Origin of the sequence: Pseudoduganella guangdongensis (genome assembly GCF_009857475.1) — a bacterium.
GTDB lineage: Bacteria > Pseudomonadota > Gammaproteobacteria > Burkholderiales > Burkholderiaceae_D > Rugamonas > Rugamonas guangdongensis.
In genome coordinates this window covers 295,034-309,834 of the sequence record NZ_WWCJ01000002.1, presented here as the reverse complement: position 1 = coordinate 309,834, position 14,801 = coordinate 295,034, and the positions used below count along the sequence as shown (strand labels likewise).

The window sequence follows — 14,801 nt, the reverse complement described above, 5'->3', positions numbered from 1 at the left end:
AAGGAACACTCGTTCAGGCTTCGAAGCGGCGCAGGCCGTCGAGGTCGAGGATGCGGATGCCGCCGTAGTCAACGCGCAACAGGCCCTCCTTCTCCAGCACTTGCAGCGCCTGGTTGGCGCGCTGGCGCGAGGAACCCGACAGCAGGCCGACCTCTTCCTGGGATATCTGCACCAGCCGTTCGCTGCCGGGATACAGATGGGAATTAAATAGTGATGCAAGGCACCTTGCGACCCGGGTATCGGGATCCAGCAAGCGTTCGTTTTCCACCATGCCGATGAACTGACCTAAACGTTCATTGAGCTGCATCAATAAGAACCTGGTGAAGGGTAGGCTATTCTCGAGCAGGTAGTGGAAGGTGACGGCGGGCATGCGTGCAATGCGGCTGTCGCGCAGGGTCATGGCGTCGTATTTGCGGTGCTCGTCTTTCAATAAAGAGCCTTCGCCAAACCAGCCGCCGGGCGGGACGCCGGTAAATGTGACGCTTTTCCCGTTAGGCGAAAAATTATTCATTTTCACCATGCCCGAAATAATGCCGATCCAATTATCGACCACCTCGCCTTTGCGGCAAACAAAACCGCCTTTGGGGATAAATTCCTCGTAACAGGTGGCCTCCACCCGCGCCAGTTGCTCCGCTGTGAGCGCGGGAGCCCAGGTGGAATTGCGTATGGCTTGAATCAGGCTCGGTTCGTTTTTCATTGTTGTTGCGTCGCACCATCAAAAGTCGCCGAATTGTCTCTGAAATGACAACCTTGCGAACTAGCTCACGCTAATATCATCACACAAAAAGCGCATCCCAACGAAAAGGCGCACCTAAAAATCCAAGGAGACACCGTGCAGGATAATCTCACGACCTTCCCTCGCAGGCTGCTTCAGCATGGCAAGGAGCGGCCGCACAAGCCTGCGTTCCGCGAAAAGGACCTGGGCATCTGGCAGACCTGGGACTGGCAGCAGGTGAATGCCGAGGTGCGGGCGCTGGCCTGCGGCCTGGCATCGATCGGCTTCCAGCGCGGCATGAACCTGGCCATTATCGGCGACAACCGTCCGCGCTTGTACTGGTCGATGCTGGCGGCGCAATGCCTGGGCGGTGTGCCGGTGCCGATGTACCAGGACGCGCCGGCGGCCGACATGGCCTTCGTGCTGGAGAATGCGGAAATCGCCTACGCCATCGTGGAGGACCAGGAGCAGGTCGATAAGCTGCTCGACCTGTGCGAGCAATGCCCGAACATCAAGCACATCGCCTATGAAGACGAGCGGGGCATGCGCAATTACACACATGGGCAGCTGATGTCCTATGCCCGCCTGCAGAAGCTGGGGCGCGCGTATGACAAGGCGCATCCCGGCTTCTACGAGGCGGCGATTGCGGAGGGCAAGGAGAGCGACAGCGCCATCATCCTGTACACCTCCGGCACCACCGGCAAACCGAAAGGCGTGTGCCAGACCCATAAGGCGCTGCTGTCGGCGGCCACCGGCGGCATCAGCTTCGACAAGCTGACCGACGCGGAAAACGTGCTGTCCTACCTGCCCATGGCCTGGGTCGGCGATTGCCTGTTCTCGTTCGCGCAGGCGGTGACCGCCGGCTTTACCGTGAACTGCCCGGAGTCGTCCGATACCGTCACCACGGATTTGCGCGAGATCGGCCCGTCCTACTACTTCGCGCCGCCGCGCATCTTCGAGAACATGCTGACGCAAGTGATGATCCGCATGGAAGACGCGGGCACCATCAAGCGCAAGATGTTCCACCACTTCATGAACGTGGCGCGCCGCGTCGGCTCCGATATCCTGGACGGCAAGCCGGTGCCCTTCGGCGCGCGCCTCAGCTACGCCATCGGCAATGTGCTGGTCTATGGGCCGCTGCGCAATGTGCTGGGCATGTCGCGCATCCGCGTGGCTTACACGGCGGGCGCCGCCATCGGGCCGGACCTGTTCCGCTTCTACCGCTCCATCGGCGTGAACCTGAAGCAGTTCTACGGTTCCACCGAAACCTGCGCCTACATTTGCCTGCAGCCGGATGGCGAAATCAAGTTCGATTCGGTCGGCAAGCCGGCGCCGGGCGTGGAAGTGAAGCTGGCGCCGAACGGCGAGGTGCTGGTCAAGTCGCCCACCCTGATGCAGTGCTACTACAAGCGCGCCGATGCCACGGCGGAAGCGATCGACAGCGAAGGCTACTTCCACACCGGCGATGCCGGCATCTTCGACAACGACGGCCACCTGCGCATCATCGACCGCGCGGCGGACGTGGGCAAGATGAACAACGGCGCCATCTTCGCGCCCAACTACATTGAGAACAAGCTGAAGTTCTTCCCCTTCATCAAGGAGGCTGTGGCCTTTGGCCATGAGCGCGACAAGGTGACCGCCTTCATCAACATCGATATGGAGGCGGTGGGCAACTGGGCCGAACGGCGCGGCATCTCCTACTCGGGCTACACCGACCTGGCCGCGCATGAGCAAACCTACGCGCTGGTGAAGGAATGCGTGGAAAAGGTCAACGCCGACCTGGCGCAGGAAGCGCTGATGGCGGATACGCAGGTGCACCGTTTCCTGGTGCTGCACAAGGAGCTCGACCCCGACGACGACGAGCTGACCCGCACCCGCAAGGTGCGGCGCAAATTCATCGCCGAGAAGTACGCGGTGCTGATCGAGGCGCTGTACGGCGGTAAAGCGTCGCAATACATCGAAACCCAGGTCAAATTCGAGGATGGCCGCACCGGCATGGTGGCGGCGGACCTGCGGATCATGGACCTCAAGGCAGCCTGAGCGGAGTGCGCACCATGCAAATGAACGAACCGAGCGCGATCAGCGCCGGCCGCAAGGTCGGCGACGTGATCCTGGACCTGCGCAATATCTCGCTGTCTTTCGGCGGGGTGAAGGCGCTGACCAACATTTCCTTCGATGTGCGCGAGCATGAGATCCGCGCCATCATCGGCCCGAACGGCGCGGGCAAAAGCTCGATGCTGAACGTGATCAACGGCGTGTACCGCCCGCAGCAGGGCGAGATCATCTATCGCGGCCAGCACCGCAAGAATATGGATTGCTACGCGGCCGCCAAATCCGGCATTGCGCGCACCTTCCAGAATATCGCGCTGTTCAAGGGCATGACGGTGCTGGACAACATCATGACCGGCCGCAACCTGAAGATGCAGTCGAACTTCCTGCTGCAGGCCCTGTACTGGGGGCCGGCGCGGCGCGAGGAGATCGCGCACCGCCGCAAATGCGAGGAGGTGATCGATTTCCTGGAGATCCAGCATATCCGCAAGACGCCCGTGGGCCGCCTGCCCTACGGCCTGCAAAAGCGCGTGGAGCTGGGCCGGGCGCTGGCCGCCGAACCGCAGATCCTGCTGCTGGACGAGCCGATGGCGGGCATGAACGTGGAAGAGAAGCAGGACATGTGCCGCTTCATCCTCGACGTGAACGAGCAATTCGGCACCACCATCGTGCTGATCGAGCACGATATGGGCGTGGTGATGGATATCTCGGACCGCGTGGTGGTTCTGGACTACGGCAAGAAGATCGGCGACGGCACGCCGGACGAGGTCCGCACCAACCAGGATGTGATCGACGCTTATCTCGGAGTGGCCCACTAATGGATATGACATTCTTCGCCGAAGTGCTGATTGGCGGCCTGTTGTCCGGTGTGATGTATGCGCTGGTGGCAATCGGCTTTGTGCTGATCTACAAGGCGTCCGGCGTGTTCAACTTCGCCCAGGGCGCCATGGTGTTCTTCGCCGCCCTGACCACGGTCGGCTTCATGGACAAGTTCGGGCTCTCGCTCTGGCTGGCCATCCCCGCCACCGTCCTGGCCATGATCATCCTCGGGCTGGCCATCGAGCGCGTGGTGCTGCGGCCGCTGGTGAACCAGCCTGAGATTACCCTGTTCATGGCCACCATCGGCCTGGCCTTCTTCATCGAAGGGCTGGCGCAGCTGATCTGGGGTTCTCAGGTGCACAAGCTGGATATCCCGATTGAGGATGTGCCGAGCGAGTACCTGATGGAGAAGTTCAACATCGTCATCTCCAAGTTCGACCTGACTGCCGCAGCGATCTGCGGCGTGATGGTGGCGGCGCTGGCACTGATGTTCGCCAAGACCAAGGTTGGCCGCGCCCTGCGCGCGGTGGCGGACGACCACCAGGCTGCGCAGGCGGTCGGTATTCCGCTGCAGCGCATCTGGGGCATCCTGTGGGCGGTGGCGGGCATGGTGGCCCTGGTGGCCGGACTGCTGTGGGGCGCCCGCAATGGCGTGCAGTTCGCGCTGACCTTCATCGCGCTGAAGGCGCTGCCGGTGCTGATCCTGGGCGGCTTCACTTCCGTGCCTGGCGCCATCGTGGGCGGGCTGATTATCGGCGCCTCGGAAAAGCTGGCCGAAGTCTATATCGGCCCCCTCGTGGGCGGCGGCATCGAGGGCTGGTTCCCTTATGTTCTGGCCCTGCTGTTCCTGCTGGTGCGCCCGGAAGGGCTGTTCGGCGAAAAAATCATCCGGAGGATCTGAGCGATGTTCTACCGCGAAGCAGGACAATTCAAAACCAGCTACGAGGCGGACGGCCAGATCCTGCCGATCCGCCAGGACCGCATCGCCTTGCTCACCACGCTGGCGATCGCGCTGCTGGTGCTGCCCATGGTGGCCTCGCCCTACATGTTGTCGGCCATCTTCATTCCCTTCCTGATTTTCTCGCTGGCGGCGCTGGGCCTGAACATCCTGACCGGCTATGCGGGCCAGCTCTCGCTCGGCACCGCCGCCTTCATGGCGGTGGGCGCTTTCGCCTCGTATAACTTCGTGCTGCGCATTCCCGGCCTCCCGCTGCTGCTGGCCTTTGTGCTGGGCGGCCTGTGCGCGGCCATGGTCGGCATGGCGTTTGGCCTGCCATCCCTGCGCATTCGCGGCTTCTACCTGGCCGCCTCCACCCTGGCGACCCAGTTCTTTGTGGTGTGGTGCCTGACCAAGATCGGCTGGCTCACGAATTACAGCTCTTCCGGCGTGATCACCGCGCAGAAGATGGAGATCCTGGGCTATGCCTTCGATACCCCGGCCCGTAAATACCTGCTGGTGCTGGCCGTGGTGGCGCTCATGGCCCTGCTGGCCAAGAACATGATCCGCTCCAATGTGGGCCGCTCCTGGATGGCGGTGCGCGACATGGACGTGGCGGCGGAAGTAATTGGCATCCGCCTGATGCGCACCAAGCTGCTGGCGTTTGCGGTGAGCTCCTTCTACTGCGGCGTGGCCGGCGCGCTGTACGCCTACGCCTACCTCGGCACCGTGGAGCCGGAAGCCTATAACCTGGACCTGTCCTTCCGCATCCTGTTCATGATCATCATCGGCGGCGTCGGCTCGATCCTGGGCTCCTTCCTCGGCGCGGCCTTCATCGTGCTGCTGCCGGTGTTCCTGAACATTCTGGCGCACGGCCTGGCCCTGCCCACCACGGTCGCCTCCAACCTGGAGCTGATGGTGTTCGGCGCCCTGATCATCTTCTTCCTGATCGTGGAACCCCACGGTCTGGCGCGTTTGTGGCAAATCGGTAAAGAGAAACTCCGCCTGTGGCCCTTCCCGCACTGAGCGGCAACTATAAACCTGGAGACATCACATGAAATCGCTCGTACTTGGACTTGCCGTAGCAAGCAGCATCGCCGCCAGCAGCGCATGGGCGCAGCCAGGCGACCAGTTCGTCGCCCTGCCCTCCTATCGCGTCGGCCCTTATGCGGCAGGCGGCTCCGGCTTCTATGGCGGCATCATCGACTACTTCAACCTGGTCAACGCCAACGGCGGCGTGAACGGCGTGAAAATCAGCTGGGAAGAATGCGAAACCGAGTACAACCCTTCGCGCGGGGTCGAATGCTATGAGCGCCTGAAAACCAAGAACGGCGGCGCCACCGTGGTGGAACCGCTGTCCACCGGCATCGCCTACGGCATCCTGGACCGCATCCCGCAGGACAAGATCCCGATGACGACCCTGGGCTACGGCCGTTCCGACGCCGCCAACGGCAAAGTCTTCCCCTACGTCTTCCCGCTGATCTCCAACTACTGGAGCCAGGCCGCCGGCATGATCAAGTACCTGGGCGACAAGAGCGGCGGCATGGACAAGCTGAAAGGCAAAAAGATCGTGCACCTGTACCACGATTCCGCTTTCGGCAAGGAGCCGCTGCCGGTGCTGGAAGCCATGTCCAGCCAATACGGCTTTGAACTGGTCAAGATCCCGGTCGCGCCGCCAGGCAGCGAGCAGCAGTCGCAATGGCTGCAGATCCGCCAGGCCAAGCCTGACTACGTGATCCTGTGGGGTTGGGGCGTCATGAACTCGGTCGCCATCAAGACCGCGCAGCGCAACGGCTTCCCGCGCGACAAGATGCTGGGCGTATGGTGGGCCGGCTCCGAGGAGGACACCGTACCGTCGGGCGACGCCGCCAAAGGCTACACCTCGATGACCTTCAACACCCCAGGCAACTACCCGCTGCTGGATGAACTGCGCAAGAAAGTGTATGCCGGCGGCAAAGGCAACCTGGCCGACCAAACCCGTATCGGTTCCGTGTACCACATGCGCGGCCTGACCGCCGGCGTGATGTACGTGGAAGCCATGCGCACCGCGCAGGACAAGTTCGGCAAGGGCAAGCCGGTCAGCGGCGAGCAGCTGCGCTGGGGCCTGGAAAACCTGAACATCGACGAAGCGCGCCAGAAGGTGCTGGGCGTGCACAATATGTTCCCGACCGTGAAGACCTCCTGCGAGGACCATGAAGGTTCGGGCGCGGTCAAAGTGCAGCAGTGGGACGGCAAGGCATGGAAGGCCATTACCCCGAACTGGGTGGTGGGCGATAAGGTCCTGCTGCGCAAACTGGTGGATGAATCGTCCGGCAAATACGCCGCCGAGAAAAAAATCACCCCGGCCTGCCTGAAGTGAGAAGCCAATGAGCTACCTGTCGGTGAATAACATCGAGGTCATTTACGACCACGTGATCCTGGTGCTGAAAGGCGTGTCGCTGCAAGTCCCGCAGGGCAAGATCGTCGCCCTGCTGGGCGCCAACGGCGCCGGCAAGTCCACCACATTGAAGACCATCTCGACCCTGCTGCGCGGTGAGCGCGGCGACGTGACCAAGGGCGAGGTGCAATTCAAGGGCGAACGCATCGACCAGCTCACGCCCAATGAGCTGGTCAAGCGCGGGCTGTCGCAAGTGATGGAGGGACGCCATTGCTTCGGCCACCTGACGATCGAGGAGAATTTGCTGACAGGCGCTTATACGCGCAGCCTGGCGCGCAGCGAACTGAAAGATGCGCTGGACAAGGTGTACCACTACTTTCCCCGCCTGCGCGAACGCCGCAACAGCCAGGCCGGCTACACCTCCGGCGGCGAGCAGCAGATGTGCGCCATCGGCCGCGCTTTGATGGCCAAGCCTTCCATGATTCTGCTGGACGAGCCTTCCATGGGCATCGCGCCGCAGATCGTGGAGGAGATTTTCGGCATCGTCAAAGACCTGAACGCGAAAGAGAACGTGTCCTTCCTGCTGGCCGAGCAGAACACCAATGTGGCCCTGCGCTATGCGGATTTCGGCTACATCCTGGAGAACGGCCGGGTGGTGATGGAGGGCGCGGCCAGCGAGCTGGCCAACAACGAGGACGTCAAGGAGTTCTATCTTGGCATGTCGGGCGCGGGGCGTAAAAGCTTCCGCGACATGAAATTTTATCGCCGCCGCAAACGTTGGTTGGCCTGATCTATGAATCTGAACAAAGCAAAAGACTTCTGCCGCAGCCTGCCGGGCGTTACCGAAGATATCAAATGGGGCGACAACCTGGTGTTCTCCGTCGGCGAGAAGATGTTCGCTGTGATGGATGACAACGACAAGGCAAAAGCAATCGCCCTCAAAGTAGACGACGACCGTTTCCTGGAGCTGACCGACCGCCCCGGCATCATTCCCGCCCCCTACCTCGCGCGCATGAAGTGGGTGCTGGTGGAGGACCTGGCCAAGCTGCCGGAAGCCGAGGCCAAGGCCATGGTCAAGCGCTCGCACGAACTGATCTTCGCCAAACTGACCAAAAAACTGCAACGAGAGATTGAAGGAGCGGCATGATGGCCGAAACCCTCGACAGCCTGGAAACGCGCCCGCACGCCGAGCGCGAACGCGATTTGATGGAGCGCCTGCCGCTGCTGGTGGCGCAGGCGCAGGCGGCGCCCGGCTGGGCGCGCATCCTGGCCGGCGTCGACGCGGCCAGCATCAACAGCCGCGCCGCGCTGGCGCAGCTGCCCGTCACGCGCAAGTCCGACCTGAAGGCGCTGCAAGCGCAGGAGCGTCCGTTCGGCGGCCTGAACAGCACCCCGGCCCGCAAGCTGGGGCGCATCTTCATGTCGCCCGGCCCGATTTTCGATCCCGAAGGCAGCGGCACCGACTGGTGGCGCTTCTCGCGTCCCATGTATGCCGCCGGCGTGCGCCCCGGCGGCCTGGTGCAGAACTGCTTCTCCTACCACTTCACGCCCGCCGCCTTCATGGTGGAGGGCGGCGCCGAACGCATCGGCTGCACCGTGATCCCGGCCGGCGCCGGCCAGACCGAACTGCAGGTGCAGGCCATGGCCGAGCTGAAGCCGGATACGTATATCGGCACGCCCTCCTTCCTCAAGCTGATTATCGAAAAAGCCGCCGAAATGGGCGCCGATATCAGCAGCGTGAAGCGCGCGCTGATAGGCGCGGAAGCCCTGCCCGAATCGCTGCGCCAATGGTTCGCCGCGCACGGCGTGCCCGAGGTGCTGCAAACCTACGCCTCCGCCGATGTGGGCAGCATGGCTTACGAAACGCGCAGCAACGGCAAGCTCAATCCCGGCATGGTGCTGGACGAAGACGTGCTGCTGGAGATCGTGCGCCCCGGCTCCGGCGTGCCGGTGGCGCCGGGCGAGGTGGGCGAAGTCGTGGTGACCCTGTTCAATGCCGATTACCCGCTGATCCGCTTTGCCACCGGCGACTTGTCGGCCGTGCTGCCCGACAGCGGACCCTCGCCCTGCGGCCGCACCAACACCCGCATCAAGGGCTGGCTGGGGCGCGCCGACCAAACCACCAAGGTACGCGCCATGTTCGTCCACCCTTCGCAGGTGCACGAAATCACGCGCCGCCACCCGGGCCTGGGCAAGGCGCGCCTGGTGGTGTCGGGAAAAATCGCCGACGAGGTCATGACACTGCACTGCGAAACCGACGATCCCGCCATCGAATCGCAGGCCGCCGACATCATCGCCACCATCCGCGACATCACCAAATTGCGTGGTGAGGTGAAATTCGCGCCGCGCGGCAGTTTGCCAAATGACGGCAAGATCATCGACGATGTGCGCGATTACAGTTGAGATCAGGACGCGTGTGGCGTAAATCCAACTGTTTCTAGGGCAGGCGGCGGAATGGCGGGATAATTGAGCCATTCTTGACCTGCCGCAGAAACATCATGCAAGATTTTCACCACAACCGCGCGCGCTCCCTGCTCGCCAATGCGGAAGAACTCTACGACCAGGAAACGGTGCAGGCAGCTGTGCGCCGCATGGCCGGCGCGCTGAACGACCGCTACGGCGATGCATCGCGGCAGGAATTCCCGCTGGTGCTGGGCGTGATGGGCGGCGCCGTGGTCTTCACCGGCAACATCCTGCCGCAGCTGACTTTCCCACTCGAATTCGACTACATCCACGTCAGCCGTTATGGCGATGACGACCAGGGCGGCAAAGTGGTGTGGAAGGTGGTGCCGCGACCGACCGTCTCGGGCCGCACCGTGATCGTGCTGGACGACATCCTCGACGAAGGCGAGACCCTGGCCCACGTCAAGGAACGCCTGCTGGAGATGGGCGCCAAGGAAGTCATCATCGCCGTCTTCTGCGATAAGGATATCGGCAAGGTGAAGCCGGTGAAGGCCGACCTGGTGGGCATTACGATCCCGAACCGCTTCGTGGTCGGCTTCGGCATGGACGCTTACGGCTACTGGCGCAACCTGCCGGGCCTGTGGGCCATCAATCCGGACGACCTGAGCACGCGCTAGGCCGGCAAGCGGATCACCGCGTTCAAGCCGCCATCGGGATGGTTGGCCAGCAGCAGCTGGCCGCCATGCCCTTCCACAATGCCGTTGGCAATGCCCAGTCCCAAGCCCAGACCCGCGTCGTTGTGCGCACGACCGTGGGACAGGCGCACATATGGCTCCAGCAAGCTGGCAATCGCCTCCTCCGGCACGCCGGGGCCGTGGTCGCGCACTGCGATCTCGATCCAGGCCGGCAAAGCCCGTACGCTGATCTCGGCGCGCTCGCCGTAGTACAAGGCGTTGTCCAGCAGGTTGCCGATGGCGCGCTTCAAGGCCAGCGGCTTGGCGCGCACGGCGACGCCGCTATCCGCATATGCCACGTTGTGGCCCGCCAGCTGCGCGCTGCGCACCATGCGCCGGATCAGTGGGTCCAGCTTCACTTCGGTCGGGTTCTCGTGGATATCGCTGTCCTTCACGCATTGCAGCGCTCCCTTCACCATCATGTCCAGCTCGTCCAGGTCTTCCTCGAACTCCTCGCGCAGCGCGTCGTCGTCCAGCAGCTCGGCGCGCAGTTTCAGGCGCGTGATCGGCGTGCGCAGGTCGTGCGAGATGGAGATGAACAGGCGCTCACGGTCCTTGATGTATTTGGCGATGCGCTCGCGCATGGCGCCGAAAGCGCGCGCCGTGCTGACGATCTCGCGGCTGCCGGAGGCTGGCAGCGCCGGCGCGTGGTCGTCCTTACCGAAGGCTTCCGCCGCATCGGACAGCGCCGCCAGCGGGCGCGTGATCGAGCGCACCATCAGGAAGGACAGCAGCAGCAGGACCGCCAGCGAGACGCCCTGCACCACCAGCTTGTCGCGCGACAAGGGGTCGTTACTGTTCAGGAAGTACGGGTTCGGCATCAGGGTGGCGAGATAGAGCCAGTTGCCCGGTTCGAGTTCGGTCTGGATCACCAGGATCGGCGCCGGATCGGGTTTCAACAGCAGGATGTGGCGCACCCAGGCTTCCGGCAGGTCGCCGACGCGGATACCGTCCGGCGACACCGCCAGCTGCTCCGGCCAGGCGAACGCCAGGCGCAGGCGGCTTTCGCCCGCCAGGTCGTTGCGCAGCGTGGCTTCCAGCGCGCCGAGTGCCGTTTGCGCCAGCGGCTGCGGCGCGATCTGCTGCAGCGCCACCTCGCCGCGATTGAGCGCGACATAAAAGCGGGTGCCACCCATTTCGCGGAACTGCTGGATCAGCAGGCTGCGGTAGCTGGGCGGCAGGCTGCGGAAAAAGCGGATCGAACTGGCGGCGCCCTGCCCCAGGTACTGCGCCGCCGACTGCACGTCGGCCTCGGTCTTGTCGCGCAACTGCATGGTCCACAGCACGCTGCCAGCCACCTGCGTCAGCAGCAGGCCCGCCACCATCACCAGCGACAGCCGCGCCAACAGCGACTGCGGCCAGAAGCTACGCATGCGTCACCGACACCGTGGCAGAGAAGACGTAGCCGGCGCCGCGCACCGTCTTGATCAGCATGGGCTGTTTGCCGTCGTCGTTCAGGCGCAGGCGCAGGCGGCTGATCTGCACATCGAGCGAGCGGTCCAGCGGGCCGGCATCGCGGCCGCGCGTTTCTTCGCATAGCAGGCTGCGGTCCAGCACAATGCCGGGATGCTCGACGAAGTATTTCAGCAGCTGGAAATCGAGCCCGGTCAGGGCCAGCGGCGCCCCGGCGCTATCGACCACGGTGCGTTCCGCCAGGTCCAGGGTGAAGCCGTTGAAGTGGTAGGAGCGGATTGCCGGCGCGGCCTCCGCCCCGGCGCGGCGCAGGATGGCCTTGATGCGCGCCAGCAGCTCGCGCGGGCTGTACGGCTTGGCGATGTAGTCGTCGGCGCCCAGCTCCAGCCCCACCACGCGGTCGGTTTCGTCGGAACTGGCGGTCAGCATGATGATGGGCAGGTTGGAGCGCTTGCGCACAATGCGGCACAGCGCAAAGCCGTCGGTATCGGGCAGCATCACATCCAGGATCACCAGCGACAGCTGCTCGGCGTGCGCCTGCAGTTCGGCCAGGAAGCTCTCGCCATTGTGCGAAAGGATCACCTCGTACTGGTTCTTTTCCAGGTAGGCCTTCAACAGCAGCCGGGTTTTCTGGTCATCATCGACGATCAGGATCTTGCGCGCCATGGTGGCTTCCTTGTTTGTGTGATCTGAAATTCAGGGTACGCAGCAGGCCCGCCAGGCGGCGCTGCGTTTCCGCCGGCGCCATGCTGTCGTCCAGGTAGAAGCGGTGGATTTCGGCGATGATGGCGTCGCGGCTTTCCTCGTCGGCGGCCATGCGGTGCACCAGGCTGGGCGCCTGCGACGCGGCGCCGCGCGCGAAGCCACGCCAGGAGGAGCGCGCGCAGCTGTCCATCGTGGCCTGGCTGGCGTCGCGCCGCACCGGCACCGAACCCTTGGCGGCGCTGTACTGCTGCTGCGCCAACGGCGACATCACGGCCTTGGCCAGCTTTTCCTGCGCACCCTGGCGCGAGTAGTCGTTAACGAACATGGCCAGCGTGTCCACGCTGTACAAATGGTAGTTGTCGGTGCCGGGCAGCGCCACGCAGGAGAAATCGCTGTCGATGGCGTATCCCAGCTCGCCCAGTTCCGCCTTGGCCCAGTCGCCCATCACGAACATGGCCGCCTCGCCGCGCCCGAAGCGCTTCACCGCTTCGGTCCAGGGCTGCTCCTCGGCCGGGTTCAGCATCCATGCTTTCAGGCCGCGCAGGCGCTGCAAGGCCTGCGCCAGGCGCGTGTCGGCGGCCGCTTGCGGGCTTTGGCGCACGAACAGCTCGCGGTAGTACTCCGGGCCGCCGGTCGCCAGCAGCAGGTTCTCGAACAGCGTGGCGACCTGCCACGGCTCGCTGCTCTGCACCAGGGGCGCCACGCCCGCCGCGCGCAGCTTCCTTGCCGCCTGCTCGAACTCGGTCCAGGTCGATGGCGGCGCCAGGTTCAGGCGCGCAAACACTTTGCGGTTGTAAAACAGGGTATTGATGCGGTGGATACCGAGCGGCGCGGCGACCACGTGGCCGCGATGGCGCACCAGCTCGCGCACGGTGGGAAATAGCGCCTTGTTCCAGTTGCCGGCGTTGGCCACGCCATCCAGCTCCAGCAGCAGCCCCAGTTCCGCCCACTCGCCGATGGAGACGCCGATGATCTGCGTGGCGTCCGGCGCGTCGCCCGCCAGCACCCGGCTGCGCAGCACCTTGCCCGCGCCCAGGCCGGCGCCGCCGGGGATGGCGGCGTCCTGCCAGGTGATGCCCTCATCGCCCAGCCGCGCCGCCAGCACTTTGGCGGCATGGCGTTCGCCGGCAGAAGTCCACCAGTGCAGCACCTGCAAGGACGGCGTGCCGGACGCGCGGCCCGGCAGGGGGAGCAACAGCAAGGGAAGTGTCAGCAGGCACGCCAGGCGTGCAAGCTGCGAACGCCGGTGGAACGTTGGCACCTACTACTCCAGCAGATAACGATCTGGCAATTCTATCTCCATGACGTCATTTTGTGTCCTTTTACGGCATAGAACAGGATCACGGCATAGCAAGGCAGCAGCAGCCAGTACGCCGCCTGCGAACCAACGCTGTCGGAAAAGTGACCGTACAGCATGGGCAGCAGCGCGCCGCCGGCAATGCCCATGATCAGCAGCGCCGAGCCGCTGGCGGTGTAGCGCCCCAGCCCTTCCAGCGCCAGCGGCCAGATCGCGGGCCACACCAGCGCATTGGCAAAGCCCAGCATGGCAAGGTACATCACGGTGTCCGGCACCGCCGGCACGCCGGCCCAACCCAGCATGACCTGCGACAAACCGTGGGCGGTCGCCGAACCCTGGATCACACCGAGCGAAAAGATCATTCCGCAAACGGCGGACAGCAACAGGGCCTGCTTCTGCGACAGCCAGCGCGGGATGGCGACAATGCCCACCACATAGCCCGCCACCATGAAGCCCATGGTGTACGAAGTGAGAACGCCGAAATTCTCGACGTGCAGGTTATGCCCGTACAGGCCGATGGTGTCGCCCGCGATCACTTCCACGCCGACATAGACGAACAGCGCCAGCGCGCCCAGCACCAGCTGCGGGAACTGCAGCACACCCCAGCGCGACGTGCCTGGTTCTTCGACGGCCTGCTGCTCGGGGATCTCACGCAAGGGCGAGAAGCGCACGATGGCGGCCATGGCCAGCAGGCCGGCAGCCATCAGGGCGTAGGGCAGCACCAAGCGCTGCGCCAGCTGGCTGCGCAGCAGCGCGCCGTCCGCCGCGCTCATGGCCGCCAGTGCGGTGTCGGAATAGCTGCCGAAGTCCTTCAGCATCATGCCGCTAAAGGCCAGCGGCACCAGCACGCCCGCCGTCTTGTTGAACAGGCCCATGATGCTGATGCGCATGGCCGCGCTTTCACGCGCGCCGATGCACACGATGTAGGGATTGATCGCCGTCTGCATCAGGGTCATGCCGCTGGCCAGGGTGAATAGCGCGAACAGGAACATAGCGTAGGAGGTGGCGCGCGCGGCAGGAATGAACAGCAGCGCGCCCAGCGCCATCACAGCCAGGCCGATCGACATGCCGGCGCGGTAGCCGGTGCGGCGCAGCACGGCGGCGGAGGGCAGCGCCATCAAGGTGTAGGCGATGTAGAAAGCAAAAGTCACCCAGAGTGACTGGAAGTTGTTGAGCTCACAGGCGATCTTGAGGAAGGGGATCAGCGATCCGTTCAGCCACGTGGCGCAGCCGAGGATGAAAAACATCAGGCCGATGAAAGTCATGGCAACTACTACGCTGCCGCCCGCGACGGCCGGCGCTGCGGCCATGCCGTCCATCTCGTAGGTCTGTTCTTTTTGCATGTGAATCCA

The 14,801-nt window shown here is 63.9% G+C and carries 14 protein-coding genes; 9 read left to right on the top strand and 5 right to left on the bottom strand.

Annotation, left to right across the window (positions count from 1 at the left end):
* Positions 1-13: 13 nt before the first annotated feature.
* Positions 14-697: a Crp/Fnr family transcriptional regulator gene (locus GTP41_RS04010; protein WP_161024266.1), complete on the bottom strand. Its 684-nt coding sequence runs from the start codon at positions 695-697 to the stop codon at positions 14-16.
* 135 nt (positions 698-832) lie between these two features.
* On the opposite strand from GTP41_RS04010, the gene GTP41_RS04005 reads away from it, so the two are divergent.
* From GTP41_RS04005 to GTP41_RS03965, 9 genes are all read left to right on the top strand, one after another.
* A complete protein-coding gene (locus tag GTP41_RS04005; protein ID WP_161024265.1) occupies positions 833-2,755 on the top strand; it encodes an AMP-dependent synthetase/ligase in 1,923 nt (640 codons plus the stop codon).
* Positions 2,756-2,769: 14 nt separating this feature from the next.
* Positions 2,770-3,582, top strand: coding sequence for an ABC transporter ATP-binding protein (locus tag GTP41_RS04000; protein ID WP_161024264.1), 813 nt, complete (start codon positions 2,770-2,772; stop codon positions 3,580-3,582).
* 5 nt (positions 3,583-3,587) lie between these two features.
* Entirely contained in the window at positions 3,588-4,484 is an 897-nt protein-coding gene (locus GTP41_RS03995; protein ID WP_202419614.1) for a branched-chain amino acid ABC transporter permease, read from the top strand.
* 3 nt (positions 4,485-4,487) lie between these two features.
* Positions 4,488-5,546: a branched-chain amino acid ABC transporter permease gene (locus GTP41_RS03990; RefSeq protein WP_161024262.1), complete on the top strand. Its 1,059-nt coding sequence runs from the start codon at positions 4,488-4,490 to the stop codon at positions 5,544-5,546.
* A 28-nt stretch (positions 5,547-5,574) separates the two neighbouring features.
* Entirely contained in the window at positions 5,575-6,879 is a 1,305-nt protein-coding gene (locus GTP41_RS03985; protein ID WP_161024261.1) for an ABC transporter substrate-binding protein, read from the top strand.
* 7 nt (positions 6,880-6,886) lie between these two features.
* Complete coding sequence (locus GTP41_RS03980) at positions 6,887-7,687, top strand: ABC transporter ATP-binding protein (RefSeq protein ID WP_161024260.1); 801 nt, start codon at positions 6,887-6,889, stop codon at positions 7,685-7,687.
* Positions 7,688-7,690: 3 nt separating this feature from the next.
* A complete protein-coding gene (locus tag GTP41_RS03975; RefSeq protein WP_161024259.1) occupies positions 7,691-8,044 on the top strand; it encodes an MmcQ/YjbR family DNA-binding protein in 354 nt (117 codons plus the stop codon).
* Entirely contained in the window at positions 8,044-9,300 is a 1,257-nt protein-coding gene (locus GTP41_RS03970; RefSeq protein WP_161024363.1) for a phenylacetate--CoA ligase family protein, read from the top strand. Before GTP41_RS03975 ends, GTP41_RS03970 begins: the two co-directional genes overlap by 1 nt.
* A gap of 95 nt (positions 9,301-9,395) precedes the next feature.
* Positions 9,396-9,977: a hypoxanthine-guanine phosphoribosyltransferase gene (locus GTP41_RS03965; protein ID WP_161024258.1), complete on the top strand. Its 582-nt coding sequence runs from the start codon at positions 9,396-9,398 to the stop codon at positions 9,975-9,977.
* Here GTP41_RS03965 and GTP41_RS03960 read toward each other — a convergent pair.
* From GTP41_RS03960 to GTP41_RS03945, 4 genes are read right to left on the bottom strand one after another with little or no spacing between them, the layout of a single operon-like run.
* Entirely contained in the window at positions 9,974-11,407 is a 1,434-nt protein-coding gene (locus GTP41_RS03960; protein ID WP_161024257.1) for an ATP-binding protein, read from the bottom strand. The two genes, GTP41_RS03965 and GTP41_RS03960, sit on opposite strands and share 4 nt — an antisense overlap.
* A complete protein-coding gene (locus GTP41_RS03955; RefSeq protein ID WP_161024256.1) occupies positions 11,400-12,113 on the bottom strand; it encodes a response regulator in 714 nt (237 codons plus the stop codon). Before GTP41_RS03955 ends, GTP41_RS03960 begins: the two co-directional genes overlap by 8 nt.
* Positions 12,085-13,413 carry an ABC transporter substrate-binding protein gene (locus GTP41_RS03950; RefSeq protein ID WP_371867267.1) on the bottom strand — a complete coding sequence of 443 codons (1,329 nt, stop codon included), beginning with the start codon at positions 13,411-13,413 and terminating at the stop codon, positions 12,085-12,087. The genes GTP41_RS03955 and GTP41_RS03950 overlap by 29 nt, the downstream gene beginning before the upstream one ends.
* A gap of 32 nt (positions 13,414-13,445) precedes the next feature.
* Positions 13,446-14,792: a sugar MFS transporter gene (locus GTP41_RS03945; RefSeq protein ID WP_202419601.1), complete on the bottom strand. Its 1,347-nt coding sequence runs from the start codon at positions 14,790-14,792 to the stop codon at positions 13,446-13,448.
* Positions 14,793-14,801 lie beyond the last annotated feature (9 nt).